The sequence below is a fragment of the Carnobacterium pleistocenium FTR1 genome, from assembly GCF_000744285.1.
GTDB lineage: Bacteria > Bacillota > Bacilli > Lactobacillales > Carnobacteriaceae > Carnobacterium_B > Carnobacterium_B pleistocenium.
Map to the genome: position 1 here is coordinate 194,731 of NZ_JQLQ01000002.1, position 16,430 is coordinate 211,160.

General features: G+C 32.7%; 17 protein-coding genes and 1 pseudogene. 11 read left to right on the forward strand and 7 right to left on the reverse strand.

Going from position 1 to position 16,430, the window contains the following annotated elements:
• Positions 1-3: 3 nt before the first annotated feature.
• Both BP17_RS01085 and nrdF read left to right on the forward strand, forming a co-directional pair.
• The gene (locus tag BP17_RS01085) at positions 4-963 is read left to right on the forward strand and encodes a ribonucleotide-diphosphate reductase subunit beta (RefSeq protein ID WP_035051053.1); all 960 of its coding nucleotides are present in this window, start codon (positions 4-6) and stop codon (positions 961-963) included.
• Positions 964-1,024: 61 nt separating this feature from the next.
• On the forward strand, positions 1,025-1,981 hold the full coding sequence (gene nrdF, locus BP17_RS01090) for a class 1b ribonucleoside-diphosphate reductase subunit beta (protein WP_035051054.1): 957 nt from the start codon (positions 1,025-1,027) through the stop codon (positions 1,979-1,981).
• A gap of 208 nt (positions 1,982-2,189) precedes the next feature.
• On the opposite strand, the gene BP17_RS01095 is transcribed toward nrdF, so the two are convergent.
• The gene (locus BP17_RS01095; RefSeq protein ID WP_232219581.1) at positions 2,190-3,128 is read right to left on the reverse strand and encodes an FAD:protein FMN transferase; all 939 of its coding nucleotides are present in this window, start codon (positions 3,126-3,128) and stop codon (positions 2,190-2,192) included.
• Positions 3,129-3,325: 197 nt separating this feature from the next.
• On the opposite strand from BP17_RS01095, the gene BP17_RS01100 reads away from it, so the two are divergent.
• The 3 genes from BP17_RS01100 to BP17_RS01110 are packed head-to-tail and all read left to right on the forward strand — an operon-like array spanning position 3,326 to position 6,375.
• Positions 3,326-4,411 (forward strand): FMN-binding protein, encoded by a 1,086-nt coding sequence (locus tag BP17_RS01100; RefSeq protein ID WP_035051055.1) that lies wholly within the window; start codon positions 3,326-3,328, stop codon positions 4,409-4,411.
• 55 nt (positions 4,412-4,466) lie between these two features.
• The gene (locus BP17_RS01105; RefSeq protein WP_035051056.1) at positions 4,467-4,868 is read left to right on the forward strand and encodes a YbaN family protein; all 402 of its coding nucleotides are present in this window, start codon (positions 4,467-4,469) and stop codon (positions 4,866-4,868) included.
• 22 nt (positions 4,869-4,890) lie between these two features.
• Complete coding sequence (locus BP17_RS01110; protein WP_035054969.1) at positions 4,891-6,375, forward strand: oxidoreductase; 1,485 nt, start codon at positions 4,891-4,893, stop codon at positions 6,373-6,375.
• Between the two features lie 214 nt (positions 6,376-6,589).
• On the opposite strand, the gene BP17_RS01115 is transcribed toward BP17_RS01110, so the two are convergent.
• The gene (locus BP17_RS01115; protein ID WP_035051058.1) at positions 6,590-6,967 is read right to left on the reverse strand and encodes a pyridoxamine 5'-phosphate oxidase family protein; all 378 of its coding nucleotides are present in this window, start codon (positions 6,965-6,967) and stop codon (positions 6,590-6,592) included.
• A 677-nt stretch (positions 6,968-7,644) separates the two neighbouring features.
• Positions 7,645-7,854 (reverse strand): annotated as a pseudogene (locus BP17_RS13340) (transposase); the annotation flags it as partial.
• A gap of 401 nt (positions 7,855-8,255) precedes the next feature.
• Here BP17_RS13340 and BP17_RS13345 point away from each other — a divergent pair.
• The 5 genes from BP17_RS13345 (at position 8,256) to BP17_RS01135 (ending at position 12,726) form a co-directional block, all read left to right on the forward strand.
• Positions 8,256-8,432 carry a hypothetical protein gene (locus tag BP17_RS13345; protein ID WP_156955987.1) on the forward strand — a complete coding sequence of 59 codons (177 nt, stop codon included), beginning with the start codon at positions 8,256-8,258 and terminating at the stop codon, positions 8,430-8,432.
• A gap of 1,248 nt (positions 8,433-9,680) precedes the next feature.
• Complete coding sequence (locus BP17_RS01120; RefSeq protein WP_035051059.1) at positions 9,681-10,184, forward strand: helix-turn-helix domain-containing protein; 504 nt, start codon at positions 9,681-9,683, stop codon at positions 10,182-10,184.
• A 192-nt stretch (positions 10,185-10,376) separates the two neighbouring features.
• On the forward strand, positions 10,377-11,315 hold the full coding sequence (locus BP17_RS01125; RefSeq protein ID WP_232219582.1) for an ABC transporter ATP-binding protein: 939 nt from the start codon (positions 10,377-10,379) through the stop codon (positions 11,313-11,315).
• A 13-nt stretch (positions 11,316-11,328) separates the two neighbouring features.
• Entirely contained in the window at positions 11,329-12,318 is a 990-nt protein-coding gene (locus BP17_RS01130; RefSeq protein ID WP_035051060.1) for an ABC transporter permease, read from the forward strand.
• 24 nt (positions 12,319-12,342) lie between these two features.
• Positions 12,343-12,726, forward strand: coding sequence for a hypothetical protein (locus tag BP17_RS01135; RefSeq protein ID WP_035051061.1), 384 nt, complete (start codon positions 12,343-12,345; stop codon positions 12,724-12,726).
• A gap of 340 nt (positions 12,727-13,066) precedes the next feature.
• Here BP17_RS01135 and BP17_RS01140 read toward each other — a convergent pair whose 3' ends face one another.
• The 4 genes from BP17_RS01140 to BP17_RS01160 form a co-directional block, all read right to left on the reverse strand.
• Positions 13,067-13,342, reverse strand: a complete 276-nt coding sequence (locus tag BP17_RS01140; RefSeq protein WP_035051062.1) for a hypothetical protein — start codon at positions 13,340-13,342, stop codon at positions 13,067-13,069.
• 166 nt (positions 13,343-13,508) lie between these two features.
• Complete coding sequence (locus BP17_RS01145; protein ID WP_035051063.1) at positions 13,509-13,709, reverse strand: hypothetical protein; 201 nt, start codon at positions 13,707-13,709, stop codon at positions 13,509-13,511.
• A 208-nt stretch (positions 13,710-13,917) separates the two neighbouring features.
• Positions 13,918-14,262, reverse strand: coding sequence for a hypothetical protein (locus BP17_RS01150; RefSeq protein WP_035051064.1), 345 nt, complete (start codon positions 14,260-14,262; stop codon positions 13,918-13,920).
• A gap of 687 nt (positions 14,263-14,949) precedes the next feature.
• On the reverse strand, positions 14,950-15,414 hold the full coding sequence (locus tag BP17_RS01160; protein WP_035051066.1) for a GNAT family N-acetyltransferase: 465 nt from the start codon (positions 15,412-15,414) through the stop codon (positions 14,950-14,952).
• A 468-nt stretch (positions 15,415-15,882) separates the two neighbouring features.
• Here BP17_RS01160 and BP17_RS01165 point away from each other — a divergent pair, with 468 nt between their 5' ends.
• A complete protein-coding gene (locus BP17_RS01165; RefSeq protein WP_084676217.1) occupies positions 15,883-16,305 on the forward strand; it encodes a helix-turn-helix domain-containing protein in 423 nt (140 codons plus the stop codon).
• Positions 16,306-16,430: the final 125 nt, after the last annotated feature.

Below are 16,430 nucleotides of genomic sequence, written 5' to 3' on the forward strand. Positions count from 1 at the left end.
AATATGTCGTACTTACACTATAAGGCAATCAACTGGAACGAAATTGAAGATAAGTTAGATCATTCAACTTGGGAGAAATTAACATCTTTATTTTGGCTAGATACTCGAATCCCTGTTACGAATGAAAAATCGCAATGGGAAAGTCTTCCAGAAAAAGAAAGAGAAGTATTCATGAAAGCATTGGCTGGGTTAGCTTCAATCGCTACCTTTCAATCAGAAAAAGGGAATATGGTCATTCAAGAAGAAAAACATACTCAACAAGAAGCTGCTATTTACAATAATATTCAATTTATTGAGTCGGTTCATGCTAAAGCTTACAATACAATTTTGACTGGATTTAATGAATCCGAAGGGGTTGATACTGTTTTGACATGGGCAGATAACAGTACCGAACTGCAATACAAATTAAATCGTATTCTTGAAGTCTATAAAACTGGAAATATTCTTCAAAAACGAGTAGCAAACTTAATTTTAGAAGGAGTACTAACTTATAGTAGTCTCTTTACTCCGTTAATGTACTGGACACAAAAAAGGTTCACTAACGTTGCGGAAATGATTAAGTTAGTTCTTATGAATGAATCCTTGCATTGCTTTTACATTAGCCATAAATTCCAACTAGGTTTTTTTGAATTATCTCAGCAAGAACAGGTGAGTATGAGAGATTGGACCTTCGATTTTATGGTTGATCTAGTCAGTAACGAATTGATTTATATAGAGCAAATTTATAAGGGAACTGATTGGGTCGAGGAAAGTAAAGATTTTGTTCGACAACAGGCTAACAAAGCACTTATAAGCTTGGGTTTCGAACCGCTTTACCCAGAAATAAGTGCAAGTAATACCCATATAGATTCAATCAATACAATTTTGACTAAAGTAACGCATCATGAAGCAGGCAGCCAATCAGGCGTCAGTTTTAAATTTGATAAAGAAGATGCGATGGCTGAGGAAGATTACAACTTTTAATAATTAAAACTAGCATGTAAGATTCAAAAGACTGCATGCTAGTTTAAGGAGGGAAATACCAATGCATTCAAATCATAAGGTAATCAATTGGAATAAAATTGAAGATGAATTAGACGATTACGTTTGGGACAAGGCAACTTCGCAATTTTGGTTAGATACGCGTGTTCCTATCTCAAATGACTTAGCAGATTGGCGAGAACTGTCATCTGTTGAACAGAAAGTGATTAATAAGGTTGTGGGTGGTCTGGCCTTATTAGATACATTACAATCTGAAAAAGGCGTTAATGCTATGCGAGAGGATGTGCGTACGCATAAAGAAGCGGCCATTCTTAACAACTTTTTATTTATGGAGTCGATTCATGCGAAGAGTTATGGAACAATTTTAACTTCTTTAAACAGTATCAAGAGTATCAGTGAAATTTATGATTGGATGAATAATGATGAACGGATGCAATATAAGGCAAAGCGGATCAATGATATCTACAAAACCGGTAATGGCCTACAAAAGAAAATTGCTAGTATCTTTTTAGAAGGTATTTTATACTACAGCAACTTCTATGCTCCACTATGGTATCGGGGTAGTAATAAGCTTGCTAACTTAGCCGAACTGATCAAATTAATTATCCGTGATGAATCAGTGCATGGGACTTACTTAGGGTATAAATTCCAATTAACGTATAATGAATTACCTGAAGAAGAGCAAAAGAAGTTGCTCGATTGGATGTACCCATTATTAGAAGATTTGATGGAAAATGAATTAGCTTATACGGAGGAAATTTATAGCCAAATCGATATAGCAGAAGACGTTAAGACATTTGTCCGCTATAATGCTAATAAATCATTGCAAAATATGGGCTTCCCAGCTTATTATGAGCATGCTGATCTAGCCGACGTTAATCCTATTGTGATGAATGGTATCTCCATTGAAACGTCAAATCATGATTTTTTCTCTCAAGTTGGAGCAGGGTACCTTATGGGGAATGCTGAAACAATGGTAGACGATGATTATCACTTTTAATAACTTAATTTTTTAAAAACCATGAAAAAAAGATGGATCAAGGTAGCCAAAATTTATAGATTTCGTAAATTCAATAGTGTTCAACGAATTTTCAAAAAAAAAGAAACTAAAAACAGGTAAGAAAAGGGTAGGTCACCTTTTCTTACCTGTTTTTATTATAAAATGACTTAAGCAATTCATTCGTTTATGATTTTGTCATGCTCAGTTTCTAAAGCAAGATAACATACGGTACAAGACCACGTGTTATTTTTACTTCGTTGGCTTTCGTGATGACGAGAGCTTCGATACCTGGAATGTTATCAATGTGTTGAATGACAGCGGTGGGACTAAGCGCAAAGGCCATGGTGGTCCACAATTCTCCGTCAAGCGACTTGTCTGAAACAATAGTTATACTGGCTAATTCATTTTCAATCGGAAAGCCTGTTTTTGAATCAAAAATATGGTGATATTTTTTTCCATTTACCTTAAGTGACCGTTCATAAATACCGGATGTTACTACTGACTTGTCTTTAACTAATATAGCTCCAGCTAAATCTCCACGTATCGGTGAAGGTTTTTGAATGCCTACACGCCAATAACCATCTTTGTGCTTTTGATTTTCTCCAATAGTCAATACATTCCCGCCCAAGTCTATTAAGCCGCTTTTCACACCTTCTTTTTGAAAGAAGGTTTTAAGTTGATCGGCAAAATACCCTTTTGCTAAGGCACCAAGATCTATTTCCATTCCTTTTTTCGTTAAGTATACTGTTCCTTTAGCTGCATCTAGTTCAATATCAGCTGGATCAATCAGCTTTAAGCGCTCTTCGATTTCTCTTTGTTCAGGCACATGAGCGCCAGTAAAGCCAATTTTCCATAACTTGATGAGCGGTCCGATTGTGATGTTAAGTGCAAGGTTAGAAGATAGGCTATATTCCTTGCCGATTTGAATCAATTCATATAAATCTGGCTCGACGCGAACGGAATTCAGTCCCGCTTGCTGATTCACGGCCATTAAATCGCTTTTAAAATCATTTGCGCTAAACCGATTTTCGTAGCTTGCTAGCAGGTGATCAGCTTGTTCCAATAATTTTTCTGCCTCTGGATGTACTATGGAAAGGGTGATTTGTGTGCCCATTCGTTCAATTATTTTCTGTTTGATTTTTTTCATCCACCTATCTGTAAGATTGAAAATTTACTGTACTATCTCTAATTGCATTTTAGCATACTCTAATAACGAGTTGAGAATCTTTCTATTGAATTTAAAAAATTGATCTAGGTCAATTTTTTGAAATTTCTTTTCATTTATAATGAATACGTAAACAAATAATATATTGTGAAATTAATAACAATAATTAGGAGGTCAATATGATTAATCTTAAACCAGGAACGTACAAAGGAAGATCAACCGGGTACCATGATTATATTACCGTTGATGTAAAAGTTGATGAGGAAAAGATTTTAGAAATTAACTACTCTGAAAATGAAACCCCCAATAAAGGTGGAGTAGCCGTAGCGAAAATGGTTGAAGATATTATCAAACAACAATCAGTGGAAATTGATACAGTTTCCGGTGCTACATATGCTTCAGAAGGTACGTTGCGGGCCGTGGACTATGCACTAGGTGTGGCACGTGGAGAACGAGCACCTATTGATGGTGAATTTAATGAAGAAACAGGAATAATCGAGCATAATTTCACACCTGGAACATACAGTGGAAACGGTGATGGATATAAAGGTGAAATCAACCTGAATGTAACGGTAAGTGAAAATAAGATTGAAAAAATTGAATACCAAGGAAAAGAAACGGCAGACGTCGGTGGTATAGCCATAGAGGAAATTATTGCAAATGTTCTACGTAAACAATCTTCTCAAGTTGATACGATTTCGGGAGCAACTTTTTCTTCTCGAGGAGCACAAGAAGCTTTAGATTATGCTTTAGGTATAGCGATAGGGGAAATCGATCCAGATGCTGCACCAAAGTTAGAAGACTTAGAACCTCGTATCCAATTTAAAGGCGGATCACTGACAATTGAACAAATTGAAGCTATTCTAAATGCACTGCCAGTTGAAATTACATTTGTTGGACCAGATTTGCGATTCCAATATTTCAATGAAGAGCATCATGAGTTCCATCGCTCTCAAGCAAGTCTAGGAAGCCACTTTATTGATTGCCATCCACCTCATTTACGTAAATTTGTTGGTAAATTAGCTGGAGAATTAGCGAACGGTACACGTAAGAGTGAAACGCATTGGTTCACACGAAAAAGTGGAGACCGTAAAATTTTTGTTTCTTATGTTCCAGTTTTCAATCGTAAAGGTGAAAGTATCGGATTCATGGAATACGTACAAAATGGAACGCCATTTATTGACTCAATAAATGAACCAAATCGCCGCGGTGAATTAAGCGATCCAGCTGAACCAAATCCATTTGCCCGTGAAAAATGGGATTGAACTAACAAATAAAAGAATTCAGCACTATGTTATATAGAGAAAAGGAATGATGCAGATGAAACGCTATTTTTTAGTTAGTGTTGGGGTTATTTCGTTTTTATTGGGTTTGATTGGTGTCATGATGCCTATTTTACCGACCACACCATTTCTATTGTTAGCTGGTTATTGCTTTGCACACAGTTCCAGCAAGTTTAATGACTGGTTAAAAGACACGAAAGTTTATCAAATATACGTATCAGATTATGCTGAAACAAAATCCATTCCGAAGAATAAAAAATGGAAAATACTAGTAAATATTTATATTCTGATGAGCATTTCCATATTACTTGCCCCGTTTCAACCGGTTAAAATAATGTTAGTGGTGCTGACCATTGCTTTAACCGTTGGGGTATTATTCGTTATCCCAAATCGTGAAGTTCATCTTGAAACAGAAGAAAAAAAAACAGAGATACATTAAATCGCTGGAAGGGACTGCACACATGTCAAATAAACTATTCGAGGAAATTGAACTAAAAGCAGGAGTAACTTTAAAAAACCGCATTATGATGGCTCCAATGACTATTCAAGCAGCCTATTTTGATGGAACGGTCACACAAGAGATGATTGATTATTATGCCCATCGTTCTGGAGAAGCGGGTGCAATCATCGTGGAGAGTTCATTTGTGGAGGATAAAGGACGAGGATTTGCGGGAGCTTTAGGCAACACTAAAGACTCTCAAGGGAAAGAATTGCAAAAATTGGCTAGTGCAATCAAGGAAAAAGGTTCCAAAGCTATTTTGCAAATTTATCATGCTGGGAGAATGGCAGCCCCTGAACTCAATGGGGGAGCTGCACCCATCTCAGCTAGTCCTGTGGCAGCGTTGCGCCCAGATGCGGTTACACCGCGCCAAATGATGCCAATAGACATTGATAAAATGATTCAGTGTTTTACAGACGCAACGCGACGTGCGATTGAAGCCGGATTTGACGGAGTTGAGATCCATGGCGCCAATACGTACTTGATTCAGCAATTTTTCTCCCCTCATTCGAATCGTCGTGAAGACAACTGGGGCGGCAACCGAGAAGCACGCGCTAGATTTCCAGAAGCAGTGATGCAAGCCGTGCAAGAAGAAGCCAAGAGACAGCAAGCAGAGCACTTTATTGTGGGTTACCGATTCTCTCCAGAAGAAATTGAAGAGCCAGGTATCAGCTTTGAAGATACCATGTACTTATTGAACCGCTTAGCTAAACTGAACCCGGATTACTTCCATAGTTCAATGGGTAAATGGGACAGAACATCGATCAGAGATAAAGAAGACAGCCAGTCGTTACTCGAAAAATATGGCGAACAGCAATCGGAAGAGTTAGCTCAGATTGCTCTTATCGGTGTAGGAGGAATTGGACAACGCAGCGATGCAGAAGCTGCGCTTGAAGCTGGATATGATTTAGTTGCTGTTGGAAAAGCGTTTTTGGTTGAACCGAATTGGGTTGGGAAAGCAGAGATGGGCAAAGAAATCAAAAACTTTGCAGATATCAATGAGCAAGACCAGTTGCACGTCCCTGAACCATTGTGGGATGTGATGGATTTTATGATTAGAGATGTACAAGCAGATGAAGAAAAATATGAACATTTGAAAGCATTGCAAAATGTGAAAATCACTTTCAATCCTGGTACCTATGAAGCTTTTGCTGAAGGTCATGATGGAAGTGACATCCCAATGAAAGTGACTTTTTCGGATACCAAAATTATGGCAATAGAATTGGACGGCCAAGAGCAAACTGATGCTGTTGCAACTTCCGTTTTCAAGCGGTTGCCAGAAGAGATTATTGATGGGCAAACGTTGCAAGTAGATATCATCTCAGGTGCAACAGTGACTTCAAGAAGCCTTATTGATGGAGTGGCTGATGCAGTCGAAAAAGCAGGTGGAAACTCCGAAGCTTTGCGTGTACGTTCAAAAGCTGCTATTCAATGGAGTAGTAAATAAAAAAAGAATTTTCATTAGCGAGTTAAAAGAAGTCAAGGTAAGCAGTGAGCTGACCTTGGCTTCTTTTGCTTTGTATATAGATAAGAAAGGTATCAACCAACTAAAAAAGAGGTGTAGCGAAAAATTATTCGTCACATCTCTTTATAATTTTACAGAATGACTTAAAACTAATTATGACTCAGCAATCAATAATGATCAAACTGATAATAAGAAATTAAAGCAATTGTTTTTGAGATTCTACGGTAACTTCAAGTAATTTATTCATAAAAGGATAGTCCTCTTTCATTTGGTCAAACTCTTCACCAGCATCAAGGAAACGTGCTCGTCCTTCAATTAAGAAACCTGTTCCTTGATAACCATTGAAACCTTCGACTTCTCGACTACCTAGAGTCAAAATAACTTTATCATTTTTCACCATATCTTCTTGAACGCTTGTAAATCCAGCTATTGGAGCTAGAATACGTTTGTCTTCAGTTATACGTAAAAATGAGTTCCAAGTACAACGAACATGAGGAGCATCACTGCTTCCCCATGATGTAACAGAAACGACACCTTCGTGCTTGATAACTTCAAAAAAAGTTTTACTTAACATACTTGACCTCCTATATGTATTTATCTTAGTGCATGGTAATTATACCACTGAACGAACATACGTTCAAATTCATCTTAACATATGAAGATTATTCTAAGAGTATTGACAATTTTTATTTATAGTAATAACAAGTCAAATAAAACACCTGAAATAAGCTATAAGGTATTTTTAGTCTTCTAAATCAGATATTCGAAGAAAGCAATAACCTAAAATAATTAGAGCGTATCCAAAAATGAATCTTTGGGTAGATACAGCCAAAATAGCGCTACTAAAAATAAGAATTGATAAAATATGATAACAATTTCTTTTCGTTGTTTTTTTCATTACGATATCTCCTATAGCCATTTTCTTGATCTAGTGGTTCTTAATAGAATTATCTCTCTAATCTCTTAGAACTAAAAGAACGCAGTGGTTTACATAGTAGCAACCATTGGTTGCTACTATGTAAACCACTGGTTGTTGGGCAGGGATATTTGCTTTTAGTAAGATAGGGATAAGTACTGATCAAGGAAAAAGATGTTTATGATTAAGATGAAAATTGATGAATAGTAAAATCAAAAAATATTTTGCAAAATAATGAAACAGAAAATTCAAATGAAATGTCAAAAATTAGAATTTATCGATGAGAATACTAAAAAGAAGAAGAGTTACTACTTTTATTGTTTAAAGTATATTTGGAGACGATTTAGTATGGGGAAATTAGTATGTTTATGATAAAGTCGATTATCATTAATAATGAGGTCTTGTTTTAAACTGCTAGAGAAATTAATGGTGTGCATGAACTCTTTAACCAATATCAACCCGGAATCTGAGGACAAATTACCCCCAGAGTGAGACAACGTAATGTTTGAATTGAAAAGTAAACGATTTTCGCGTAAAGTTGCCATAGAGAGAACTCCATTCTTTTGTTACATGTAGGTGATTTAACCGTAACAAATTGGAGTTCTTTTTACATACCCAAAGGGTGTTGCGAAATTCAACTCAAACTAGTGCTAGAACAGTTTTTTCAGAGCGTTTCAGAAGTATGAATTATCTAGGGTATAGGTTTCTTTTTGTTTTTTTAAATCTCTTCGATTACTTGCATGATAATAAAATTAGGCCTGAAGAACTTGGGTAATTGGATTCAGAATTTTGTTGCAATTCTTGAATTTGTTATATAATGTACTTGACTCAAAAGGTTTTGTGCAAGTAAAAAATTTTCGGAAATAGAGAGATCTCTGTTAGTTAATTTGGATTTTATTCTTGTACAAAAAAATTGGAAAATATAATGACCAATAGGAGGGGTTGTGTGAAAAAAGAAACAGGTATTTTAATTGGTATTTTACTATTTATCATCTTAATAACCGCTAAACTATGGATAAAAGCAACATTCGAAATTCAACTACTTGGTTTGGTAACTTTATTTGCCGTTTCTATGTTCTTAAAACGCGAGATCATGAAAAAAATTAAACGAAAAGTAAAATGAAACTAAATAATTAAAAAAAAAGGGCTGAAATAAAACTCTCAGCCCCGTTCCTTTTTATGATTATTCTACATAGCAAAATTTAAAGACCAAGTCTAAAATTTAACAATACCTGGCTCATTTCATCTTCATTTATCTGATACAATGTTACATTATTTTTCCACTACTGTGACTAAATAATTTCATGAATGTTGCGGTATCTTCATTTTTTTCTCAAAGTTGGTAGCCAGATGTTCTCCACAGTGCGTGCGGATATTGTCTCATCTTAATAATTTTAAAGAAGGCACTTTTATTACTGATTTTTATGTTGAACAGGCTACCTATCATACTATCCAGAAAATATACTAACAATTTTTTTAGTTAAATAGTTAATACCAATCAAACGCTACTTTTCTTTTCAGTTCTAAATCAATATTCTTTTCTTTTAGGTCACTTTCAAATTGTTTGAATGAATTATATTCTTTAGATTTTTTAGTATCTTTATTAATGATTAAGTAATAATAACTTGAATAGACATCAAGTTTATCCGTTTTGCTAGCTGCGATAATATAGTCGTTATTTCAGTTTATTTTGTTAACACTATCAGAAAATTCAATATAATTTTCACCATCATCATATTCAAGGATTGAAAAAGAAGCAGAAATGAAATTTACGCTGTAATAATCATCTATTCTTATTTCACTCGCATCTAATGAGACTCCTGGTGCACGGTAACGATTATCAGGATTTGATAAAAGATATTCACGACTGAACATCTAAATAAAAGGTAACAAAATCAAGATAAGAAAGACCAATGACACTACTAGGATCTTTTTTTTCATTTTATACAATCTCCTTTAGATGAATTTGTGATAATATTGTCTGTAACCTAACTTATCAATAATTATCATAAAATCATAATTGTGTAATTTATCACAATTGTGATTTTTATAGGTTGAAATCATAATTATTAACAAATCCAACAACAATGTCATCATAATGATAATTGCTAGAAAATTAAAATGTAATTGTTATTTTATGTGTTTTTTTTATAAATTTATTATAATATTGAAGGTGTAAAGTAGCGTATATACCTTTAGAAGGATCACTAACAGTTGTTTTAAATAGTTATAATTATCCAAAAATAAATAGAACGCACTAGTTTACATAGTAGCAATCATCGCAGGTATGAAGAGGCAATTAATAGTGGATAATCAATGACTACTATTTTCGGTATGAATAAAGTGAAAAGAAAAAGAAGGAGGAAGACAAATGACTTTAGGAGGACGATTGAAGGAAAGTAGAGTGAATAAGGGTTATTCGCAAGGAGATGTAGCAGCCCATTTAACTATTTCTAGGCAATCCATTTCAAAATGGGAAAATGATAATAGTTATCCTGACTTAGATAACCTAGTAAAGTTAAGTACATATTATGAAATTTCAATTGATAATTTGCTAAAAGAGAATCAGAAGCTCAAAATAGAAGAAGTTGAAATTGAAGAAAATCCTAAAAAATTAGACATTATTCATGGATCTAATGAAAAAGATGAAGGTTTGATTTTATTAGTTCTTTCTTTTTTAGGCTTTCTAATTACACCTTTAGGTTTAATTACTTCTCCCATTCTAATTGCTAGAAATAAAAAAACAAATACAATATATAAGTTCGTTTACTTAGCATGTATTTGTTGTATAGCCTACAATTTATTTATCGGTTATGGAATTTTAAGCGATATTTTCAGCTGGGGAACAACAACTGTTGAATATCTTGGCGAATAGTCATTAATAAATTTTAGTGTATAAAGTAGATTGGACTGTTATTACTATCACTTTTACAAAAAAAACAGAAAAAGTCATAGTAGCAACCAATGGTTGCTACTATGTAAACCAATCAGTTCTTTTAAATAAGCGCTAAACAGTGGATAATAAGGTATCGCCTAGAAGGAAGGTAAAAGTTGAAACGGAAGAATAATGACTAAACAATTACTAAAAGACAAAGGAGATACTATGGAATTTAATGTAGAAATAAATCATTTAGAAAAAATTATTGGTAAGAAGAAAATTATTAAAGATTTATCTCTTAATATAAAAAAGGGAGAAGTATTTGGACTTCTGGGTCCTAATGGAGCTGGGAAAACGACGACTATAAGAATGATTGTTGGTCTTATTGAAATAACTGCCGGCAGTGTAAAAATCTGCGGCCATGATGTGAAAACGAATCATAAAGAGGCTTTGGAAAATGTTGGTGCAATTGTAGAAAACCCTGAAATGTATCCTTTTTTATCAGGATTGGAAAATTTAAAATACTTTAACAGAATGCACCAAGATATCTCATCCGAAAAAATAAATGAGGTTATCGAGTTTGTAAATTTAAAAAGCAGAATAAACGATAAAGTTAAAACCTATTCTTTAGGAATGAGACAGAGATTAGGTATTGCCCAATCTTTATTAAATACGCCAAAAGTTTTAATTTTGGATGAACCGACTAATGGGTTGGATCCTGCAGGAATAAAAGAATTGAGACAATATATCCAAAAATTAGCTCACGAAAAAGGGGTTACAGTTATCGTATCGAGTCATATGCTCAGTGAAATCGAATTAATGTGTGATCGAGTCGCAATCATTAAAGAAGGCGAGTTAATAGCGATTGAAAATTTAAAAGAAAAAACGGATCATAGAAATTATCAACTCAAAGTAACACCTATTGATAAAGCTCAAGAATTATTAGCGAAAGAATACCAACTAACTAGCCAAGTGACAGATGAGTTACTTGAATTTCAATTAGCTGCTTCAAATGTGGAAATCCCAAGTATCGTTAAATTATTTGTTGAAAATAATATCGCTATTTACAGTATCGAATCAAAAGAAAATACATTAGAAGATAAATTTATGAATCTTACACTGAAATAAGAAGGAGTAAACTATGTTAAATCTTGTTATCAATGAATGGAATAAAGTCTTTTTTAGAAAAAATAACTATATAACGTTGATCATTATTTTAGGAGTAGCTGCCTTATCAAGCCTAGTACCACTAATATTTAATGATGAAGCAGCGTTTGAGGATATTTCGTACGGTAAGGACTGGCAAGATCAAGCAACGAATCAAATTACTACCTTAGAGGAAGAGAATACCAAACTATTGACTAGTGAATCAGAAGTATCATTTGACAATGAAATTACGGCCAGCATTAATCAAAGTGAAATACAACGATTAAATTATCATCTAAAAGAGGGAATTAAACCACCGGCTATAAATAATTTATATGATTCTCTAATAGGTACATCTAGTTTGAATTTATTGATAGGTATTTTTGTTACGATTATAGCAAGTGCTATGGTTTCGAAAGAATTTTCAATGGGAACGATAAAACTATTGCTTATACGGTCCTACTCTCGATCAAAGATATTAACTTCTAAGTATATTGCTACACTGCTAATTACCGTGACTTACTATATGAGTTTATACATAGGCACAAGTGTAGTTGCACTGTTCACTTCAGAAATCAACACGACTACTGAATATGTCTATATGTCATCAGATGGGACTTATATGCATTCTAATTTTTGGATGTATTTTTTAGGAATACTAGCAAGTAATTTAATTTATCTCATTATCATTGCTACTATTGCCTTTTCTCTTTCGACGGTTAGTAGAAATACATCACTATCTTTAGGGACAACATTAGGAATATTATTTTTAGGACCAGTATTGACGCTCTATTTATTCTCTAAAACAGAGCTAACAAAATATTTATTAATGGCTAATTGGAATTTAACAAACTATTTGCCCGGAAATAATCCTTCAATAGAAGGTATGACACTTTCTTTTTCGATAATAATAAATAGTATTTACTTTATTTTGTTATTAGCTATAGCGTATTATTCGTTTAGCAAAAAAGATATATTGGCTTAGAATCTATCTTGAAAGAGGAATAGAATGAAAAAAGTACTTTTTATGAGAATTCTTAATGCCTTATTTATAGTAGCAACTATGATATCCATTTTTATCATTTATAAAAAGATAGACACTAATGGTTCTTTTGTATTCTTAGCAGGGTATGTATTTTTTACTTTCTTTATGCTCATATCTGTTTTTTTTGTAACCCTTATAAATGCAAGGAAGTCCAAATGGGTCCATGTAAGAAAAAGTATCCTTAGATTTATTATCCTATTTATAGTGTTCAGTATTTCAAATTATGCTTTTGACTTCTTTATTAGACCCGAAAAAATAGACTTGTTAAGAAATTTTTCTACTAGCTTAGGGTTTTCTTTTGGTATTGCCTTCTTTGACATTACCTATTCAAAAGAACTTAAGCGGTAGATTATTTTAGATAAGTGAATTAATAGTAACAATGATAAGTTAATCAATAAAAAGAGTTAGAAGAAATTAAGCAAATAGAAAAGTGAGGTATTAAAATGAAATGGTATAAAAAAGTTCTTATTGTTTTATTGATCTTGTTGGCTGTACTTATTTTTACTCCGGTAATCCTATACTTTATCTATAGTTGAGTAGGTACATAGATCAAAAAAACCACATGCTTAAAAAAATTATGGTCTGAATTAAAAAAGGATTCTACCGATTTATAAGCGGGAGAATCCTTTTTGTTTGTACTGAATACATAAGGAAAAAATCAAATTTAAATATACTAATCCATTTGGTATTAAGCGAAATCATATGTTCGACCCTCAAATTGCATAGAATCTAAATTTTTCAATCCAAAGGTGCGATTATCTATCGTAATAGCTTTAACTGAGTCATTTTCATTTAAAGTATCCAATAAATGAAACGCCTTTATTATTTCTGATTTTGAACAGGAAAATTCAATAGCTGGTTTCCCATAATACTTTACTATAACTGGCCATAAATAATTTTGAGTGTCTTCATTATAATCAGGAAAATCAATCATCGGTAGAGCAGGCAGTTTTTCATTATCCATATTTTTTTAGCTCCTTTTCTATAGTCAAATAAACATCTACACCTTTTCTTTGGCTAAAAGTAATTAATCTGTTGATTTGAAAATTCCGTAAAACAGTTATTGAAAGATCTGTTAACTAGTAATAATTAGGAATCATGTTGAACATACTTTAGATGATAAGAAAAAATTAGTTTTTTGATTTATTCCTTTTTCTGACTCTGATAAATTCAATTACAGTAAGTGCACTAGTGGTATATAATGCTCCACCGATAAAGTTTTGATTTACTAAATATTCTATTGGAATACCAACAAGACTACTAAATACCATTATTAGTATGATATGAGCATAAGGGAATCTTTTTGCAAATCCATTGTATTTATTAAACATAAACTCACCTCTAACCTAGATAGTTATTTCGTTTTGTATGTAGGACTTTACGTCAAATAATGTGGAAGAGTAGAGCCGCTTGTGCTGCAATCAGTAGTCCTTTTAAAGCAAGTATTGGTAATCCCAATCGTTCCAGCTGCTTAAACTCACTTACTGTGTAAAAAAACTGTTTTAGTTGGTCCCTTAATAATATTGAAATAACTTAAGGTTAATAGTCGAGTTGTAAAACTTTTTCCAAATATTTTTGAAAAAAAGTGGCATTCGCATAGAAAAGAAATCCAAAGAGTAGTATCATTTCTGTTTCTACTTTGGATAGAATTAGAATCAAACTGATAGAAATAAAGATATCTATCAGTGCATTTGAAATAGTTAAAATTTTAAATTTAGTCTGTTTTTCTTTAGCTAAATCATTGATTTGGTATGAGTCAATAGGCGCTACTGTAAAGTAACTTACAGAAAGAGATGTATATTTACCTAATAGAATATTGAATATGCCAATAAGCTTGCCTAGGATAAGTATTGATAAAAAAGTTAGAATTATATAATTTCTCAAAAAGATCCCTCAATTCATTTGTTTATAGATTTTACCTTTATATTACTCCGCTTCCAATGTGATAGTCCTACTTAAAAACCTCTTGCTAATTCAATGTACCCAGAATAAGTGAAAACGGAAAGTACAACATAATTAAAATTGGTTGAATTTAACTACTGATTTTATTTTTTTTAGCAATTGATAAAAAGATACCGGATATAATACTTACGAATACAATAATGTAAAGTTCTTTGTAAGTGATATTTATTATTAGATTATTTCTTACAAAGAAATATTTGTACAAAATTAATAGAAGTAAAAAATATGCTAAAATTTTAGTCATTTTCTCAAAAAATATAGTTATAAAATCGGATAAATTTGTATTCATGTTTAACTCCCCTTGAATGAAATGTTATTTTTAAATATCTGATTTTCTAACAAAAGACTGATACCAATAGGAATATTAGTCTCAAAAAGCGTATAAGAAGTTAGAATGATCTAAGTAAGTGTAAAGACAATTCCGTCAATCCGGTTCACATTGAAAACTTCTTATAGGGGTAACAATTTTTTATAACGTGGTCTATTCTAATTACGATTCGTTTCATCTTTTTTTTAGTATTATCATAAGTGAACCAACAGCTAAGCAATACAAAAAATAGCATAATTAGAGTATCTACCACCTGTGTAAAACCTATAATACGTTAGCGATTAGCTAGAGGTATCTCCAAAAAGTATAATAGACGAATCCGAAGACTTAAATCCATTATTTAGATAAAATAATTCAGCAGGATATCCTCGATCAGTGTCTAATATTATGGTAGGTATACTTATATTTTTTAACTGTTTTTTGATGAATTTCAAAAATTGAGTACCTACGCCTCTTCCTTGGTATTCATTTGAAATGTAAAAAGAATCTAAATGATACTCTTGTCCCATATACCATGGCCTAATAAAGCCAAGAGCAGCGCCTAGTAATTTACCTGTACGCTTTTCTCTAACGACATACCCTTTAAAAGTATTTAATTCTAGCATTTGATTAACATAAGTTGTAATTTGGTCAGATGTTAATTCATCATTCCATGGATCAGCTGAAAATACTCGTATATAAACTTCTACTGCTTCTAGTAAATCGTTTTTATTAAAGTTATTAAAACAAAGTTCTTTATATTCCATTTCTTAATCCACTTCCTCATATTCGTTATATTAACCAGGGTACGCGAACTACAAATAAAGGCACTCTTATTTTTTTGCGACTGCTTGTTCAACATTTAGAGCGTTCTCTTGGGTTTTCATAGAAACAACAACTTCATGACTTTCCATAATATCTTTCCTTGTTTCCTACATATTAACAACCATTCGTTTCTATTGCACTAATTAAAGCCATTCAATCTTCTAATTCTGATTTTCTAAGTAAGTATTAACCGTTTCATTTAGCTGTTTTTCCACTATGATATCTTCCATACACATTCTCCTAACCGGGTAATTCATAATTAAATTATCTCTCTAATCTTATCAAACGTAAAGAACGCAGTAGTTTACATGTTAGCAACCAATGGTTGCTAACATGCAACTAATAACTGATAGTCAATGATCCTGTCTTTCGGTATGATAGAACAAAGAGAAAAAGAAGGAGGAAGATAGATGGCATTAGGAGAACGTTTAAAGAAAAGTAGAATGAATAAAGGGTATTCTCAAGGAGACGTAGCAGCTCATTTAACTATTTCAAGGCAATCTATTTCGAAATGGGAAAATGGTAACAGTTATCCTGACTTAGATAATCTGGTAAAGTTAAGTGCCTATTACGAAGTTTCAATTGACGATTTGCTAAAAGAGAATCAAAAACTTAAAAAAAAAACTGAAGAAAAGGGTCAAAAATTAAATTTTATTCATGGAAACAATGAAAAAGATGAAGGTTTATTATTATTGATTATTGCTTCTATAGGATCCTTAATTCCTCCAATTGGTTTGATTTTAGCTCCCGTTATTATTAAGAGAAATAAAAAAACAAACTCTCTCCATAAGTTTGTTTACTTAGCGTGTACTTTTGGTGTAGCAATAAACTAAAAAACTAATTTTTTAAAAACACATAAAGTATAACGGATAATATTGACTATAAATAGCTACTTATTTGATTTAAATAAATAATAATCTGAAAGGAAGAAACAAATGGAGAATGAAATGACGTTAAG